Here is a 17,342-nt window from a genome sequence, read left to right on the forward strand (position 1 = left end):
ATAAGAAATGTTTAAATCACACAGAAAAAAATCATAAAGAAATGAAAAACGGCACCTGCCAAAACAAACAAATGCCAAATAACATGATTAAAAGGTATTTTTTCAATGGCATAAAAAACAATTCCAACGGTATAAGCTAATCCACCTGCAAACAATAGTAAAATACCATTACTACCAATACTATTTGAAAGATTTGTAAAATCAAACACAATAAGCCAACCCATTACTAAATACAGAAGTGTTGAAAAAACCTCAAAGCGCCCTGTAAAAAACAATTTTAGTATAACACCAAAGACTGCAATTGCCCAAACCGTCCAAAAGAGTGACCATCCCAAACTTTCGTTTAGCGTAATTAAACATACTGGAGTGTAAGTTCCTGCAATTAAAATATAAATGCTTATGTGGTCTAACACTCTAAAATAATGCTTTCGTTTCTGGCCTTTTACTGCATGATAAAACGTTGAAGCAGTAAATAATACAATAATAGAAATACCATAAACAATAACGCTAAATAAACTCCAAGATGCTTTTTTTGTATTAAAAATTATAAGTAAAACTAAAGCTGCAATACCAAATAAAACGCCTATGGCGTGGGATGTTGCGTTTAATCTTTCTTCAAAAGGGGTTTGTATGCGCATAGCATTACGACTTGTTATTGGATTGATTCAACCACTTATCAGTTAAATCGTAAAAATCTAATTTAATAGCCGATTTTTGTCTTTCTAAGCGTCCACCCAGGAAATTACGCTGTAAAATATCTTCAATTAAATAGTCTTCTTTTTCGTTAAGTGGGTCGAACTCACGCTTTAATGAAATATCAAACATATTTGCCGTTGTATTATACCAAAACGCACGCCAACCGTTGCGTAATTCCTTAACCAAATCAAAAGCTGTTTTGCCTGTTTGCCTATGGATTAGTTTAACCAAAATTTGACCTTCGGTACGTGTTAATTTTTTTAATTCATCAGAAAATTCACCCTCAATATATTTTTGTACCCGCTTAGCATACTTCTTTTTATGTCGTTTCTTTTTAATGCTTACCAATCGGTTATTCATTGAATCCAATCGCTCTGCAGCCATTTTTGCATAGGGATATACTTTTATAGTTTTTCGGCGTAAAATTAAATATCTGATGCGGTCTTTTTTGCTGTTAAATTTAAGCTTATGTAAAAGCATAACCTCATCTAAATCAATAGCCGTTCGCGGCACAGAATCACCTTCAATAATAATATAATTAGCTATACTAGAGTCTTGCTCCTTAATATTTACTTGAGCTAAAGCTAGTACTGGAAATATTAAAAATATGTATTTAAAAAAAATCATCTATAAATCACCTGAGCAATAATCTCCAAAATTAATAATTTACATCCTCTTTAACCTTAAAATAAGGTGAATATTGTTATTTTAGTCGAAAATTTTAAAACATGGCAACACAAAGCATACTAAATAAAAAGTCTATGACTTTTTTAGAAAAATATTTAAATAATGCAGCTCCTACGGGCTATGAGTGGGACGGACAAAAATTATGGATGGATTATTTAAAACCTTATGTAGATGAATTCATAACTGATACTTATGGTACTGCAGTTGGTGTTATAAATCCTAAAGCTAAATACAAAGTTGTTATAGAAGGGCATGCCGATGAAATTTCATGGTACGTAAACTACATTAGTGATAATGGATTAATATATGTGATTAGAAATGGTGGTAGCGATCACCAGATTGCACCTAGCAAAATTGTAAATATTCATACAAAAAAAGGTATTGTAAAGGGTGTTTTTGGTTGGCCAGCAATACATACTAGAAATAGAGCTAAAGAAGAAGCTCCTAAACCCGATAATATTTTTATTGATTGTGGTTGTAAAACAAAAGAAGATGTTGAAAAATTAGGCATTCATGTTGGTTGTGTAATTACTTATCCTGATGAATTTCATGTATTAAATGGTGATAAATTTGTTTGTCGCGCTTTAGATAATCGCATGGGTGGTTTTATGATTGCCGAAGTAGCAAGATTGATTAAAGAAAATAAGAAAGAATTGCCTTTTGGACTTTACATAACCAATGCTGTACAAGAAGAAATTGGATTACGTGGTGCAGAAATGATTACGCAAACCATCAAACCAAATGTTGCTATTGTTACAGACGTTACACACGATACTACTACTCCAATGATTGAAAAGAAAAAGGAAGGCCATTTAGAAATTGGAAAAGGACCTGTTGTGGCTTATGCACCTGCTGTACAACAAAAATTGCGCGATTTAATTACCGAAACTGCCGAGACTAAAAAAATACCGTTTCAGCGTTCGGCTTTATCCAGAGCTACAGGAACCGATACCGATGCTTTTGCTTATAGCAATGGTGGCGTAGCTTCTGCTTTAATTTCTTTACCACTACGCTACATGCATACCACTGTAGAAATGGTACATAGAGATGATGTAGAAAATGTAATTAAACTTATTTATGAAACGTTACTTAATATAAAAGATGGCGAAACGTTTAGTTATTTTAAATAAATAAAAGCCTCTTAATTAAAGCTTCTTTATTATGGACGAATACATTGATATAGTTACTGAGGAGGGCAAGCCTACAGGCAAATCTGCCCTTAAATCGATTATTCATCAAAAGGGATACTATCATAACACAGTGAATATTTGGTTTTATACAGATGATGGAGACATTTTACTTTCACAACGATCTGCTAAAAAAATAATTTGTCCGCTACTTTGGGATGTATCAGTTGCTGGACATATTGATGCGGGGGAATCAATAACGCAAGCAGCTATTAGAGAAACAAAAGAAGAAATTGGACTTGATATTTACGAATATGAATTAAATAAAATTGGAATTTTTGAATGCTTCCAAAACTATGAAAGCGGGCTAATTGATAATGAATTTCATCATACATTTATCTCAGAATTAAAAGTGCCCCTTTCAGAATTAACACCACAAATAGAAGAAGTTGAAGCATTAAAACTAGTATCTACTTATCTGTTTGATGAGCTTATTAGTAACATAAACGAAAATGACAATCATTTTATAGCTTCAAATAAATCTTATTACGAAACGGTTTTTAAACATATTATTAATATGATTACCTAAATACTTATAATTATCTTTCCTAAATGAATTTATTACTCTTAGCTGTTGCTCCTGCCTTTATTGTAATTCTCTACATTTATTTTAAAGATAAACACAAAAAAGAGCTTTCTCATAATACAGAATTGAACGTTTACAAGATGCTCCAAATGACACCTCTAAAAATTACAAGATAAAAAAGGTTATGAAGGTTCTTTCGCTATTATAAGCTCTGTTACTAATCCACTTTGTGATTCTTGTAACAGGCTACGTTTAACAGCTAATGGGCAACTAAAAAACTATTTATTATCTTCCTCAGAATCTGATTTTATTAACGACGCTTCGTTCAGGAAAATCTATTGCACCTATAATTCAGAAAGCTGTACAAGCCAAATTGAAAGTACGTGGTGGTATGGATACTTTAGAAAAACTACAAGAGCCCAAACTACACAACAACAATAGAAGTATGATTACGATTGGCGGGTAATTACAGTTAATCATTTGCTAATCAAATTATTTCTTAAAGTTGTATGACCCCCGATGTTTTCAAATACTTTAAAAACGATCCAAAAAACAATAAGTTAACTGGAGACGACTATTTATTTGTAGAGTACAAATGTCCTATTGAGGTAGAATGGATTGTCTAGTTTTGTTGGTAGGTTTTTTAGTGAACAAAAATCACTTAACACATTATGAAAAAAAACAATATGACAACGAATTTAAACGTACCATTGTATCACTTTACGAGTCTGGTAAAACAGTAAATGAGTTGTGTTTAGAATTTGATATCAGCATATCATCTGTTAATAGATGGAGAAAAGAATATGGTTCTGCAGATGTATCAAAGAGCACTATTGATACTGTGAAGTGTGCTATGAAAGTGGTTTTAAAAACACCTCTCACTTTAATAACAGTTTTAAGCAGAAGTTTAGCTACCCTCCCAATCAATACCGAAACCTTCATTTGGCTACCTAATCCATATTTTTTTAGTTTGGACTTTTTAGAAAGAAAGTTGAACTTTTAAGAAAATTCTAAGCTTTCGTTTCAGAATACTTTTGGCGTATCATTTAAAATTAATATGTCATGAAAAAAGTATTACTATTCTTGTATTCAATTATCGCCTATCTTATCGGATTTGCGTCTTTATTATTATGGATTATATCTGTAAGTGATTTAATTCCTGAAATATCTATCGATCAAACTGCTACCCTACCTTTTCACTTAGCCTTACTTAAAAACTTTGGCCTAGTAGCACTCTTTGGTGTGCAACATAGCGTAATGGCCAGACAATCGTTTAAAACAGCGTTTGCAAAGTATTTTCCAAGACCTATTGAACGTAGCACATTTGTGCTAATTTCTGGATTGTTACTTGTACTTTTAGTATTAGAATGGGCCCCTATGGGTGGTTCCGTTTGGAAAATACAATCTGGTAGCATCCTATATTATTTGGTTTATATCTTGTTTTTTTCAGGTTGGTCAATACTATTTATTAGTACGTTTTTAATCAATCATTTCGATTTATTCGGATTACGTCAAACCTATTTAGAACTTAAAAACAAGCCTTATACGCAGCTAAATTTTAAAGTAGTTTCGTTTTACAAATATGTGCGTCACCCTTTATATTTTGGTGGCATTCTCGGGCTATGGGCAACACCAAATATGACAGTAACACACTTGGCTTTCGCCATTGGTTTAACAGCATATTTTATTATAGGAACGCTCTTCGAAGAACGTGACCTCATAAAGGAATTCGGTAAAACTTACAAAACGTATCAAGCCAAAACACGTATGCTTGTTCCTTTTCCTAAAAAGAATAAATCATTATGAAAATAGATATCAAATTTAGAAAAAACCAAATCTTTCTCCCTTTGGGTTTTGGTTGGTATACGAGCTCAAAGGCAGACAAAAATGAAAAAATTAAACAACCAATAAAGTACCATAATTATGAAAACAATAGTTCTAACTTCAATATTGATATTGGAATATTTCAATATCAAAGCACAAGAAAACGACCTTGTCTTTTTACATCAAAATGATATTGACACCACTCATACTATTAAAAGAATAACATTAAATCACAGAAACACTTATTTAAAAACTTAGCCTCATATGACGCTTCAAAAATTAATGAACTACCCCGCAGCAAGCTGACGAGGTATCAGAATTACTCAAATAACCTTAACTGGCTTGAGTGAATCTGTTTATACTCTTTTTGTTTTCCTTGGTTTTTCAAATATGCAATTATAACCTCTTCATTAGCGTACTGATCAACAGTATTAACATAATAACCATCTGACCAAAATTGACCTCCCCATAATTGTTCCTTTACTTCTGGATGAAATCGAAAAACTTCACGTGCTATTATACTTTTTACTGTTTGAACTATTTGCTTTGGTGAATACATCGGTACGCTCTGAACTAAAAAATGAACATGATTCTCATCCAATCCAACCTCCACAAAATATATGTCATATCGAAATTCTATCTCTGAACATGTTTGTACAACACATTTACTTACTTCTTCTGTCAAAATTGAGCGCCGATACTTTATTGGACAAACCAAATGGTATAACAATAAACTCTTATTGTGTCTCTTGTAGATATGATCACTCATAAATCCAATATACACTTTTTCAAAGTGTTTTGAAAAACCATCCGTTTTTCAAACTTTTCCTTTGAACCCCGCAGCAAGCTGCGAGGAATTCTTTAGATTAAATCATTAAATAATGAAATTTTAAATTTTGATTTAAAAATTAATATCATCTATGATAAATCTGAAAAATTAACATATCAAGTTGTATTTAAAAGAAAGCAATGTAAAACAGTTGAAGTATACAACGACAATGGTAAAATAATTTCTTCTAGGGAAGTTTATAAAAACATAAAAACACCCTATTCACTGCGAGTATTAATTGCTAAAAAATACTCTGGATGGTCTTTAGAGGGCAACAAACTTATTATTGAATATGCTAAAACAAAGTGATGAAAAAGCAATACTCAATCATAATAAAAAAGAGAAATCTCAAAAAAACTTTGAAGTTTTAATACAAAGTATAAAATTAAAGGCAGATAAATTATAATTTACCTTTCCATTATTAAAACCTTCTTTTCAATGCTGTTACCGCAATTTCAATCTTCATTTCATCATTAGCAAGTCCAGCAGAAAACATGGTTGCTGCTGGCTTTAAATCAACAAAACTAAAGGTCTAAAGTATCCAATCCCATTTTTAAATATAGAATTTCAAATGTAGAACATGATTTTATTAATTTTTATTTATTCTTTAGTGGAATTCATTCAAGACAATGCCAAATTCACTAAGGCATCTGCTCTTTCAGTAAAACTCAATTTTAGTGCCTCATCCCTTCCTTTTTCAGACATTTTTCTCCATGTTTTCTGTAAAATGTCAACCACTTTTGCATCAGGATGTTTTTCGGCAAATTCTTCAAAATAGTAGTCTAAAAAAACCAAACAAATTGTATCTTCTAAGGTTTGAGATTCCTCATTTTTTTTAATTAGCTTTTTTAAAATAACAGCTCTTATTCTATCAATATATTCCTTATCGTAGCCTACTTCTTTTAAAATATCAGCAGTCATATCTGCATGCATTTTTTTTAATGTTTCTCGCCACTTTAAATAACCAACTCTATCCATAGGGTAGGTATCTCTGGGTATTTTCCATCTACAAATATGTTGCGCTCGTGCTGCAATTTGAAGCGCTTTTGATGCATTGGGATTAAATTGCAATAACTTTCTTGACATGCGCTGCGAATACAGCAATTCTTTTGGATACTCTATACCTGCAACCTTGTAGACATTTGTGTCTTTAGAATTAGCATTATCAATTAAGGCAATGGCAGTTTCAAAACGTGTGGGCTTCATCCTTTTTAAGTTTTAAATTAAACTATAGCTTCAACTGTAATTTTTACACTTTTTGAAGCTGGAGTTTTCGCGGTATGCGCAAAACTATCTAAAGGTACTAAAACATTGGTTTCTGGGAAGTAAGTGGCACAACAATTTTTTGGAATATCGTAACCAATCACTTTAAAATTATTAGCAATTCTGGTTACACCATTAAATTTAGATTTTAAGTTAACAATCTGCTGCTCTTCCAAGTTTCTGATTTTCATATCTTCTCTGTTCATAAAAATGATGCGTCTCTCGTTATAAATACCACGGTACCTATCGCTTAATCCGTAGATTGTAGTGTTGAATTGGTCGTGGCTCCTAATAGTCATCATTATCAACTCATCATCTTTTAGTTTCCAATTTGGGAGTTTATTGATAGAAAAATTAGCTTTTCCTGTTCTGGTTTTAAATTGTCGCACTCGGGCTCCATTTGGCAGATAAAATCCTGATGGATTTTTTAAGCGTTTATTATAATCATTAAAACCATCAACGACTTCTTGAATGTCGTCTCGTACTAAGTTATAATCGTCTTTATATTTAAGCCACTCAATTTTAGAACGCGCTTGTAAAGTTGCATTTGCAATACCGCAAACTACAGCCACTTCACTCAATAATTTATCAGAACACGGTTCTAAAACACCTCTTGTTGAAGATACAATTCCCATTGAATTTTCGACACTTTGAGTTTGAATACCTGTTTTTTGATAGTCTTTTTCAGAACGCCCTAAGCATGGAAAAATTAATGCCTCTTTACCTGTTACCAAATGCGAACGATTCAATTTAGTACTTACGTGTACCGTTAAATTACAATTAGCTAATGCCTGTGCAGAATAAGCAGTATCTGGAACCGCCGAAATAAAATTCCCTCCCAATCCAAAAAAGACCTTCGCTTTTTTTTCATACATAGCTTTAATAGCATCGATAACCGAATAGCCGTGTTTTGTTGTGGGTTTAAAACCGTATTTCGTTTCAATCTTATCTAAAAAAGCTTGTGGTGCCGATTCCCAAATACCAACCGTTCTATCACCTTGCACATTAGAATGCCCACGAACTGGACAAGTTCCTGCTCCTTCTTTTCCTATACTTCCCTTTAACAACAACAAATTAACAAGCTCGCGAATATTATCAACCGCATTTTCATGTTGCGTTAAACCCATTGCCCAACAAACAATAATGTTATTGTTATTAAGAATTAAATTAAAAACTCTATTAAAAACTACTTTTGAAACACCTGAAGCTTTTAAACATTCATCAAATTTATACGTTTTTAAATCGGCTATAAAATTATCGTAACCTTCTGTGAATTCTTCAATAAAATCTTTATCAAACACATTAGTGTTTAGTTCTTCTCGCTCTAACAATTTAAGTAGCAAAGCCTTTATAAATGCCACATCGCCATTTATAGTTATAGGCACAAAAACATCAGCTATTTTAGAGCCTCCAGTTAATACTTTTATTGGATTTTGGGGGTTTGTAAACCTAATTAAACCAGCTTCTGGTAATGGATTTACGGCAATAATTTTACCACCATTTTTTTTACACTTTTCTAAAGCAGTTAACATCCTTGGGTGGTTAGTTGCAGGGTTTTGACCAATAACCATAACCACCTCAGCCTTGTACAAATCATCTAAAGTTACAGAACCTTTACCAATACCTAAAGTTTCAGACAAAGCACTACCACTGGCTTCGTGACACATATTTGAACAATCTGGCAAGTTTGCTGTACCAAATTCTCTAACAAATAGTTGATATAAAAATGCTGCTTCGTTTGTGGTTCTTCCAGACGTGTAAAAAACAGCTTCATCAGGATTATTTAAAGCATTTAAATGATGTGCTACTTTGTTAAAAGCGTCATCCCAAGATATGGGCTTATAATGTGTTGCTCCTTCTGATAAAAACATGGGTTCGGATAAACGCCCTGATTTACCAATTTCAAAATCGGAAAGATTTGCGAGTTCTTCAACGGAATGACTTGCAAAAAAATTGACTCCTATAGTTTTATTTTGTGCTTCTTCTGCTATAGCTTTTATACCGTTTTCGCAGTATTCACCCAAAGCTGAGCGCTCATCATCTGGATCTGGCCATGCGCAACCCGGACAATCAAAACCACCCTTTTGATTCATTTTAAAGGATAATTTTAAGGCATCTGTAGCATTCATATATTTTAATACCTGACCCGCAACAGCCTTTAAAGAACTAAATCCAGCGCTATTTGTTTTAGGTTTACTAGTTTTTAAATCTGTAAACCTTTCTGGTATTTTGGATTTATTTTCTGGTGATGAACTCATGAATATTTTTTTATTATAAACCTAAGTATTGAAATTTAAATATACTAAAGAGAATATTGTATTAAAATAATCCCGAAATATTTCCATCATTATCTATACTTATATTTTCTGATGCAGGATGAGCTGGCAACCCAGGCATACGCATCATATCTCCTGTTATTGGTATTAAAAATCCTGCTCCTGCAGCAATTTCTATTTCTCTTACCGTTATAGTAAAATCTCTTGGTCTACCCAATAACTTTGCATTATCTGACAATGATTTTTGCGTTTTAGCAACACATATTGGGAGATTATCTAACCCAAGGCTTTCTATAGTTTTTAAATTTCTTTTTGCTTTAGCAGAATAGTCAATATACTTTGCTCCGTAAATTTTGGTGGCAACAGCTTCAATTTTAGATTTTACATCCATATCCCAATTATACAGAGGTGTAAATTCTGAATCGCTAGACTCAACTATTTCAATTACTTGTTGAGCCAAGTCTAAAGCTCCTTTTCCTCCTTTAGCCCAAACCTCGGCAAGAGCAACACGCACATTATTTTTTTTCGCATAAGCCTTAATTATTTCTATTTCAGCATCGGCATCTGTTATAAATCTATTAATTGCAATAACTGGTTCTATTCCAAAAAGCTTTATATTTTCAATATGTTTTTCAAGATTTGGCAATCCTTTTTCTAATGCATCTATATTCTCCACAGTAAGCTTTTTTAAATCTGCACCTCCATGATATTTTAGCGCTCTAATGGTAGTAGTTAACACCACTGCTTTAGGAGATAACCCAGCGCTTTGGCATTTAATATCTAAAAATTTTTCTGCTCCCAAATCTGCTCCAAAACCAGCTTCTGTAACTGTATAATCTGAAAGAGACATTCCCATTCGAGTTGCAATTACCGAATTTGTTCCTTGTGCTATGTTAGCAAAAGGTCCGCCATGAATAATTGCAGGGTTCCCTTCTATAGTCTGTACTAAATTAGGTTTTATCGCATCTTTTAATAAAGCCGCCATAGCACCTTCAACCTTCAAATCTTTAGCATAAACAGGGGTTTTATCAAATGTATACCCAATAAAAATATTACCCAAGCGCTTTTTTAAATCTTCCAAATCGTTAGCTAAACATAAAATAGCCATAATCTCTGAGGCGGCAGTAATATCAAAACCTGTTTCTCTTGGGACACCCGAAGTAGTTCCCCCTAATCCAACAACAACATGCCGAAGGGAACGATCGTTCATATCCATAACGCGTTTCCATGTTACTGTTCTAGCATCAATTCCTAACGAATTTGTTTTACTTTGTATATTATTATCGATTATAGCTGCCAACAAATTATGTGCTTTTTCTATCGCAGAAAAATCGCCAGTAAAATGTAAATTAATATCTTCCATAGGAAGCACTTGCGAGTAGCCACCACCAGTAGCACCTCCTTTTATTCCAAAAACAGGACCTAACGATGGCTCTCTTAGCACCACTGTTGTTTGCTTTCCTAATTGATTTAAACCTTCAGATAAACCAATAGACATAGTTGTTTTCCCTTCTCCAGCAGGAGTTGGAGAAATTGCAGTAACTAAAATAAGATTACTTTGCTTTACTTTATTAAGGTCTATTACTGAGTGTTGTAATTTTGCTTTATACTTTCCGTACATTTCAATACTATTAGCATCTAAGCCCAATTTTTTAGCTATACTACTAATATGTTTTAATTCTATTTCTTTGGCGATGTCTAAATCGGTCATGTTTATAAGTTACTTTTTAAATTAATTACTACTAAAGGTTTATTAAAAAATTTATTTCATTTTCTACTTACTAAAAAAACAAATATTCAATTAAAAAACAAAAGACAAAATGACCCTAAGGCGACATTTAAGCTTTTATTTTTTTGAAATATGTTCCTCATAATCTTGCAAAGTATCAATATCAATATTTCTCAATTGAGGTGTTATATTTTTTACTTCCGAAAGATATTTATTTATAATCTCTTTAGCACCTTTATCACTATTAAGTTTTACAAGTTCATTAAAATATTTCTTATCAAAAACAACTGGCACACCGCTTGTTTTATTTTTATAAGATGTAGCTAGTATAGAATACTTATTTTTATTAAACTCCTCAATTAAAGTATTAAGAAAATTATTTTTAATAAACGGTTGATCTGCTAAGGTAATTAAACATCCATTAACTATTTGTTTTGAATGCATTAAATGAGTAACTCCAAAAGCTAAAGATTTACCTAAACCATTATGCCAATCTTTATTATTTAAAATGGTTACAGGATAGTGGTGTATTGTTTTTTTAATTAGATTATAATTTGCACCTAAAACCACTATTACTTCTTTTATTTGTAGTTTTAAAGCAGTTTCAATGGCGTTACTTAATAATGTAGAATCCCCCCATTTAAGTAACTGCTTAGGAGTTCCCATGCGTTTTGATGCGCCGGCTGCCAATATAACAACAGATATGTTGGATGTTTTATTCAAAAAAATTAAATAATAGTATAATAGTGACTACAATGAATGAATACGCCCCGTTTTTTTACTTAAAGATATAGGTTCTTTATTTCTTATAATACATAAAATCTCAGAAATAATAGAGATTGCTATTTCCTGTGGTGTTTCTGAGCCAATATTAAGTCCTGCTGGACCATGGATGCTTTCTAAAAATTCACTTGATACTTCTGGACAGTATTCAATAAATTGAGATATTAAATCCTCTCGTCTTTTTGTTGGTCCTAATAAGCCAATATAATTAGGTATTGCTTCTTTTAACCTTATTAAATAGCGTAAATCGTAAGCAAAATTATGAGTCATCAATACTACAGCTGTTTGATTATCAATATTTGAAACGTTAAACGCTTCTGGGGTTGTTGCATAAAACTCATTTGCACCAGAAAATTCTTTTATAGATTTATACTCTTTTATCCCAGCCAAAATGGTTACTTCCCAACCAGTAAGTGCAGCGAATTGGCATAATTTTACTGCATCATGTTCTGCGCCAACGATTACTAATTTAAAACATGCTGGCATTTTTTGTTTAAAAACAGAAAGAGATATGTCGTTTTCTGTATTTCTCATATTATTTAATTGAAAAGATGCATTTTCAATTTTTACAACAGAGCCGTATTTAGAATTAACACCTTCTTTTTTTTGGTAATATGATAACAATTGAAATGATTGTCGTTTTTTTAAACATTTGAAAAAAGATTTTTTGAAGACTTCATTTGGATTAAAAGGCTCTATCAAAATATATAAAACACCTTCGCAACCTAAGCGATACCTACCATCATAAGTCATCATTTTAGCTTCTCCTGTTTTAAAAACAGATTTTGATTGTAAAATGATTTCTTTTTCAACACATCCACCACTAACTGCACCAACCATAGTTTCATTGTCTAAAATAAGCATTCTTACTCCAGGTCTTCTATATGATGAGCCATCTAAATCAACAACAGAGACTAACACAGATTTCACTCCGTTTTCTTTTGCCTCAATTCCTTCTTTTACTATTTCTTTAAACTCATGTGTCACTATCCAACTACTTTTCGAGAAACTATACCATTAACAAATGGTTGCTTATAAAACCTTTTACCTGTTGCTTTATATAGCGCATTTGCTAAGGCTCCAACAGCTGGCGGAAGCCCTGGCTCTCCTAAACCTGTTGGTGCTATTTCGTTTTTAATAAAGTAAACATCTATATTTTCAGGTGCTTGAGAATGCTTAATTAATTGATATGTATTAAAATTCATTTGATTTGGTACACCTTTATCAAAAGTCAATTGACTATACATGGCATGACCAATTCCATCAATAACACCGCCTTGAATCATATGCTTTGCTCCATTAGGATTTACAACTATGCCGCAATCAACTGCACAACACACATTTGTGATTTTTGGTTGACCATTAACCAAAACGATGTCTACAACTTCTGCAACATAACTAGAATGGCAAAAATATGCTGCTACACCGCGATAAACACCTGGCTTTTTTTCATCCCAATTAGATTTTTCTTTTACTAATTTTAATACACCCGCATAGCGTTCAGGCTCGTAATCATTTTTTTCGCCTACTGGATTATTAATAGCACGATTAAATAATTCTAGTCTAAAATCTATTGGGTCTTTTCCTGCTAATTCTGCAACCTCATCCAGAAATGATTGTTCAGCACCTGCAGTAAAATGTGATTTTGGTGCTCGCCACGCACCAGTTGTTATATTGGTGTTTACATTTATTTGTTCAGCGGAATAATTATCTACTGTACCCGCTGGAAAACGATTTGGAAATACTGCTCCTTCAGGTAATCCAGCACCTTTTACCGTAAAGGCGATTAAATTATTATTTTCATCCAAACCAGCTTTATATGTTGATTTATATGCAGGACGATAAGTGCCTTGACTCATGTCATCCTCTCGGTTGTATATAAGTTTTACAGGAGCACCTATTTTCTTTGAAATTGCTGCTGCTTCTACTCCAAAATGCACATAAAGTCTTCGTCCAAAACCACCTCCCATACGCGTCATATTTACAGTTACATCTTCTAAAGGCAAATTAAGTAATTTAGAAACAGATTTTTCAAGTGCTTCTGGGGTTTGTGTAGGTCCTATTAATTCTGCCGAAGTATCTGTAACATTAGCAAAAAAATTCATTGGCTCTAAAGTGTTATGTGCCATAAAAGGTGCGCTATAACTGCGTTCTATTACTTTTTTAGCTTTTTTAAATGCCGCTTCAGGGTTACCATCTACTCTACTATTTTTATTTGCTTTTCCAGATATAAGAGCTTCATCTAAACTAACGAGGTGAGATTCTGAGTTTTCTAAAGTACTCACTTCTTCCCAGTTAGCATTAATGGCTTTTTTAGCCTTTAGTAATTGCCAAGTAGAATCTCCAACAATAGCTATAAGTTGAAGAAAGCCTTTTTCATCGCACCAAGCTGGTTCTTCAATAGTCGTATCAACAATAAATGCATCTGTGATTCCTGGTAAACTTTTTATTTCTTCTTGATTAAAGTCTTTTAGCTTCATTCCAAAAGCTGGTGGATGTTCAATCATTGCTAATTTCATCCCTTCTCTTTTAAAATCTAAACCAAATAAAGGTTCTCCTGTAATAATTTTTTTACCATCAACATTTTTGATGTTTGTTCCTATCAATTTAAAATCTGAAATTTCTTTAAGTTTTACTTCTTCAGGAATTTCAATGCCAACAGCTTTTGATGCAATGCCGCCATAAGTAATCACTCTATCTCCATTTTTCTCTTTAATAACACCTTTTGAAACTGATAAATCTGTAATACTTACCTGCCATTCTTTAGCTACAGCTTCTAATAACATACGCCTTCCTGTTGCTCCTGCCATACGTAAAGCATTCCAACTTAATTTTATAGAAAGGCTTCCTCCTGCAAATTGATTTTGATAAAACCCAGTATTTAAAGGCGCTTGCTCCACAACAACGTTTCTCCAATCTACATCCAATTCATCAGCAACTATCATTGGCATAGAAGTTTTTATATTCTGTCCAATTTCTGGATTTGGCGAATAGATAGTCACCATACCTGTATCTCCTATTTTTATATAGCCATTAATATCGAACCATTCGTTAGGGATGGCTAATTTTTCTATTTTTTTATCTGAAGTACAACCAGTTAACCAGCTAAAACCTATTAACATACCTCCACCAGCCGCTGCAGATACCTTTAAAAAAGAGCGGCGATTATATTGCGTTTTTATTTTTGTCATGAGTTTAGTGTTTATAGTTTAGATGCTGTTTTAATGGCTTCCTTTATTCTAACATAAGTACCACATCTACAAATATTTCCATCCATTGCTACATCTATATCTTCATCAGAAGGGTTTGGATGATTCTCTAAGAGTGCTGCTGCAGACATAATTTGTCCTGCTTGACAATAACCACATTGAGGTACATCGTGTTTTAGCCACGCTTTTTGAACCGGATGATCGCCTTCTTCTGAAAGCCCCTCAATGGTTGTTATATTCATTCCTTCAGCTTGCGACACCACAAGTAAACAACTTCTAGTTGCACTTCCATCAACATGAACTGTACAAGATCCGCATTGCCCAATACCACAACCAAACTTGGTGCCTACTAGGTTTATTTTGTCTCTGAGCACCCATAATAAGGGTGTATCCATATCTGCTTCAACAGTATGGGTTTTGTTATTAATTTTTAAGTTGAATGTTGCCATGATTTATATTTTGGTAATTAAGGTATTAAAAAAATACGATTAATGATGCTCTAACTTATCATTTTAACTTAGTAATCATAAAAACCTATTAAAAACTAACATATATCATAATAGAAAACACCTCAAAAGAATTAACTTTGTAACTTAAAACAAACCATTTAAATCATGAGTTACAGAATAGAAAAAGATACTATGGGCGAGGTCAAAGTACCTGCCGATAAACTTTGGGGCGCACAAACAGAACGTTCTAGAAATAACTTTAAAATAGGAGCTCCTGCTTCAATGCCTTTAGAAATAGTTTACGGCTTTGCTTATTTAAAAAAAGCAGCAGCATATACAAACTGTGAACTTGGTGTATTACCTATTGAAAAACGTGAATTGATTGCCCAAGTTTGCGATGAAATTTTGGGTGGTAAACATGATGATCAATTTCCGCTTGTCATCTGGCAAACAGGTTCTGGAACTCAAAGTAATATGAATGTAAATGAAGTTATTGCAAACAGAGCGCATCAAATAGCTGGTAAAATAATTGGAGAAGGCGAAAAAACTATTCAACCCAACGATGATGTAAATAAATCGCAATCTTCAAACGACACTTTTCCAACAGGTATGCATATTGCAACTTATAAAAAGGTTGTTGAAACCACTATTCCTGGTATAAAACAATTACGCGATACTTTAAATAAAAAATCAGAAGCTTTTAAAAATGTTGTTAAAATTGGTCGTACCCATTTAATGGATGCCACACCAATAACACTTGGGCAAGAGCTTTCTGGATATGTAGCACAATTAAATCATGGTATAAAAGCTTTAGAAAACACACTGCCTCATTTAAGCGAATTAGCTTTGGGCGGAACTGCTGTTGGCACAGGTTTAAACACTCCAAAAGGCTATAGCAAACGTGTTGCAGAATATATAGCTGAATTTACTAAACTGCCTTTTGTAACTGCACCCAATAAGTTTGAAGCTTTAGCAGCACACGATGCCATAGTAGAAACTCATGGTGCATTAAAACAATTAGCCGTTTCTTTAAATAAAATAGCAAATGATATTAGATTGATGGCCTCTGGACCACGTTCAGGCATAGGTGAGATTATAATACCTGCAAACGAACCTGGTAGTTCTATAATGCCAGGAAAAGTAAACCCAACACAATGCGAAGCTTTAACAATGGTTTGTGCCCAAGTTATTGGTAACGATATAGCTATTAGTGTTGGCGGACTACAAGGGCATTACGAACTTAACGTTTTTAAACCTGTTATGGCTGCTAACCTTTTGCAATCTGCTCAATTAATTGGTGATGCTTGTGTGAGTTTTGATGTTAATTGTGCTGTTGGTATTGAACCTAACCATGAAGTTATTAAAAAATTATTAAACAATTCTTTAATGCTTGTAACGGCTTTAAATACCAAAATAGGTTATTATAAAGCTGCTGAAATTGCAAATACAGCGCATAAAAACGGAACCACATTAAAAGAAGAAGCTATAAATTTAGGCTATGTAACCGCTGAAGAATATAACGCTTGGGTTAAGCCCGAAGATATGGTTGGAAGTTTAAAATAAACAATAAAAAAAACGAAGTCGTCTAAAAAGTAATTTTTAGGCGATTTTCTTTTTGATTATTTTTAGCTTATTGTTTTAGTTTTCAATATTAGGGTTCAAAAAGCTTGATTTAAAAAAGCAAAAGCGATTTTATAGAGCTAAACTATACTTTTTAAGGTTATGTGCCATGGCAACTAGCCCTATTTCTACATTTACTTTATCAATACCTCTTAGCATAAATCGTTTAAAATTCATATTATGTTTTATATTTCCAAATACGGCTTCTACATCCCAACAGCGTTGTTTTCGCTTTGCAATACCTTGCTCACTGGTAAGCAATGT

Annotated in this window: 18 protein-coding genes; 7 read left to right on the top strand and 11 right to left on the bottom strand. The window is 32.9% G+C overall.

What is annotated here, in order from left to right:
• Positions 1-11 precede the first annotated feature (11 nt).
• A complete protein-coding gene (trhA, locus tag L3X37_RS13670; RefSeq protein WP_237240731.1) occupies positions 12-638 on the bottom strand; it encodes a PAQR family membrane homeostasis protein TrhA in 627 nt (208 codons plus the stop codon).
• A 4-nt stretch (positions 639-642) separates the two neighbouring features.
• Complete coding sequence (locus L3X37_RS13675; RefSeq protein ID WP_237240732.1) at positions 643-1,323, bottom strand: DUF4294 domain-containing protein; 681 nt, start codon at positions 1,321-1,323, stop codon at positions 643-645.
• A 101-nt stretch (positions 1,324-1,424) separates the two neighbouring features.
• Between L3X37_RS13675 and L3X37_RS13680 the strand changes: the two genes are divergently transcribed.
• From L3X37_RS13680 to L3X37_RS13705, 6 genes are all read left to right on the top strand, one after another.
• Entirely contained in the window at positions 1,425-2,513 is a 1,089-nt protein-coding gene (locus L3X37_RS13680; protein ID WP_237240733.1) for a M42 family metallopeptidase, read from the top strand.
• A gap of 31 nt (positions 2,514-2,544) precedes the next feature.
• The gene (locus L3X37_RS13685) at positions 2,545-3,099 is read left to right on the top strand and encodes an NUDIX hydrolase (RefSeq protein ID WP_237240734.1); all 555 of its coding nucleotides are present in this window, start codon (positions 2,545-2,547) and stop codon (positions 3,097-3,099) included.
• 201 nt (positions 3,100-3,300) lie between these two features.
• Positions 3,301-3,537, top strand: a complete 237-nt coding sequence (locus tag L3X37_RS13690; protein ID WP_237240747.1) for a hypothetical protein — start codon at positions 3,301-3,303, stop codon at positions 3,535-3,537.
• A 172-nt stretch (positions 3,538-3,709) separates the two neighbouring features.
• Entirely contained in the window at positions 3,710-4,099 is a 390-nt protein-coding gene (locus tag L3X37_RS13695) for a transposase (RefSeq protein WP_237240735.1), read from the top strand.
• A gap of 59 nt (positions 4,100-4,158) precedes the next feature.
• Entirely contained in the window at positions 4,159-4,902 is a 744-nt protein-coding gene (locus tag L3X37_RS13700) for a methyltransferase family protein (RefSeq protein WP_237240736.1), read from the top strand.
• Between the two features lie 117 nt (positions 4,903-5,019).
• Positions 5,020-5,178, top strand: coding sequence for a hypothetical protein (locus L3X37_RS13705; RefSeq protein WP_237240737.1), 159 nt, complete (start codon positions 5,020-5,022; stop codon positions 5,176-5,178).
• A gap of 61 nt (positions 5,179-5,239) precedes the next feature.
• On the opposite strand, the gene tnpA is transcribed toward L3X37_RS13705, so the two are convergent.
• The 8 genes from tnpA to L3X37_RS13745 form a co-directional block, all read right to left on the bottom strand.
• On the bottom strand, positions 5,240-5,689 hold the full coding sequence (gene tnpA, locus L3X37_RS13710; protein ID WP_237240738.1) for an IS200/IS605 family transposase: 450 nt from the start codon (positions 5,687-5,689) through the stop codon (positions 5,240-5,242).
• A 681-nt stretch (positions 5,690-6,370) separates the two neighbouring features.
• The gene (locus L3X37_RS13715; protein WP_237240739.1) at positions 6,371-6,955 is read right to left on the bottom strand and encodes a DUF4202 domain-containing protein; all 585 of its coding nucleotides are present in this window, start codon (positions 6,953-6,955) and stop codon (positions 6,371-6,373) included.
• A 17-nt stretch (positions 6,956-6,972) separates the two neighbouring features.
• Positions 6,973-9,270, bottom strand: coding sequence for an FdhF/YdeP family oxidoreductase (locus L3X37_RS13720; protein ID WP_237240740.1), 2,298 nt, complete (start codon positions 9,268-9,270; stop codon positions 6,973-6,975).
• Positions 9,271-9,331: 61 nt separating this feature from the next.
• A complete protein-coding gene (locus L3X37_RS13725) occupies positions 9,332-10,999 on the bottom strand; it encodes a formate--tetrahydrofolate ligase (protein WP_237240741.1) in 1,668 nt (555 codons plus the stop codon).
• 135 nt (positions 11,000-11,134) lie between these two features.
• Complete coding sequence (locus L3X37_RS13730) at positions 11,135-11,740, bottom strand: nucleotidyltransferase family protein (RefSeq protein WP_237240742.1); 606 nt, start codon at positions 11,738-11,740, stop codon at positions 11,135-11,137.
• 27 nt (positions 11,741-11,767) lie between these two features.
• Positions 11,768-12,787 carry an XdhC family protein gene (locus L3X37_RS13735; protein WP_237240743.1) on the bottom strand — a complete coding sequence of 340 codons (1,020 nt, stop codon included), beginning with the start codon at positions 12,785-12,787 and terminating at the stop codon, positions 11,768-11,770.
• Positions 12,787-14,991: a molybdopterin cofactor-binding domain-containing protein gene (locus L3X37_RS13740; protein ID WP_237240744.1), complete on the bottom strand. Its 2,205-nt coding sequence runs from the start codon at positions 14,989-14,991 to the stop codon at positions 12,787-12,789. Before L3X37_RS13740 ends, L3X37_RS13735 begins: the two co-directional genes overlap by 1 nt.
• Before the next feature lie 11 nt (positions 14,992-15,002).
• A complete protein-coding gene (locus L3X37_RS13745; RefSeq protein WP_237240745.1) occupies positions 15,003-15,458 on the bottom strand; it encodes a (2Fe-2S)-binding protein in 456 nt (151 codons plus the stop codon).
• Positions 15,459-15,623: 165 nt separating this feature from the next.
• Here L3X37_RS13745 and fumC point away from each other — a divergent pair, with 165 nt between their 5' ends.
• Positions 15,624-17,021: a class II fumarate hydratase gene (fumC, locus tag L3X37_RS13750; protein ID WP_237240746.1), complete on the top strand. Its 1,398-nt coding sequence runs from the start codon at positions 15,624-15,626 to the stop codon at positions 17,019-17,021.
• 129 nt (positions 17,022-17,150) lie between these two features.
• Here the strand turns inward: fumC and L3X37_RS13755 are convergent.
• Positions 17,151-17,342, bottom strand: a 192-nt coding sequence (locus tag L3X37_RS13755; protein ID WP_237239267.1) for a transposase, incomplete at its 5' end; no start/stop codon positions are given.

Origin of the sequence: Wocania arenilitoris (genome assembly GCF_021728535.1) — a bacterium.
Classification (GTDB): Bacteria; Bacteroidota; Bacteroidia; order Flavobacteriales; family Flavobacteriaceae; genus Wocania_A; species Wocania_A arenilitoris.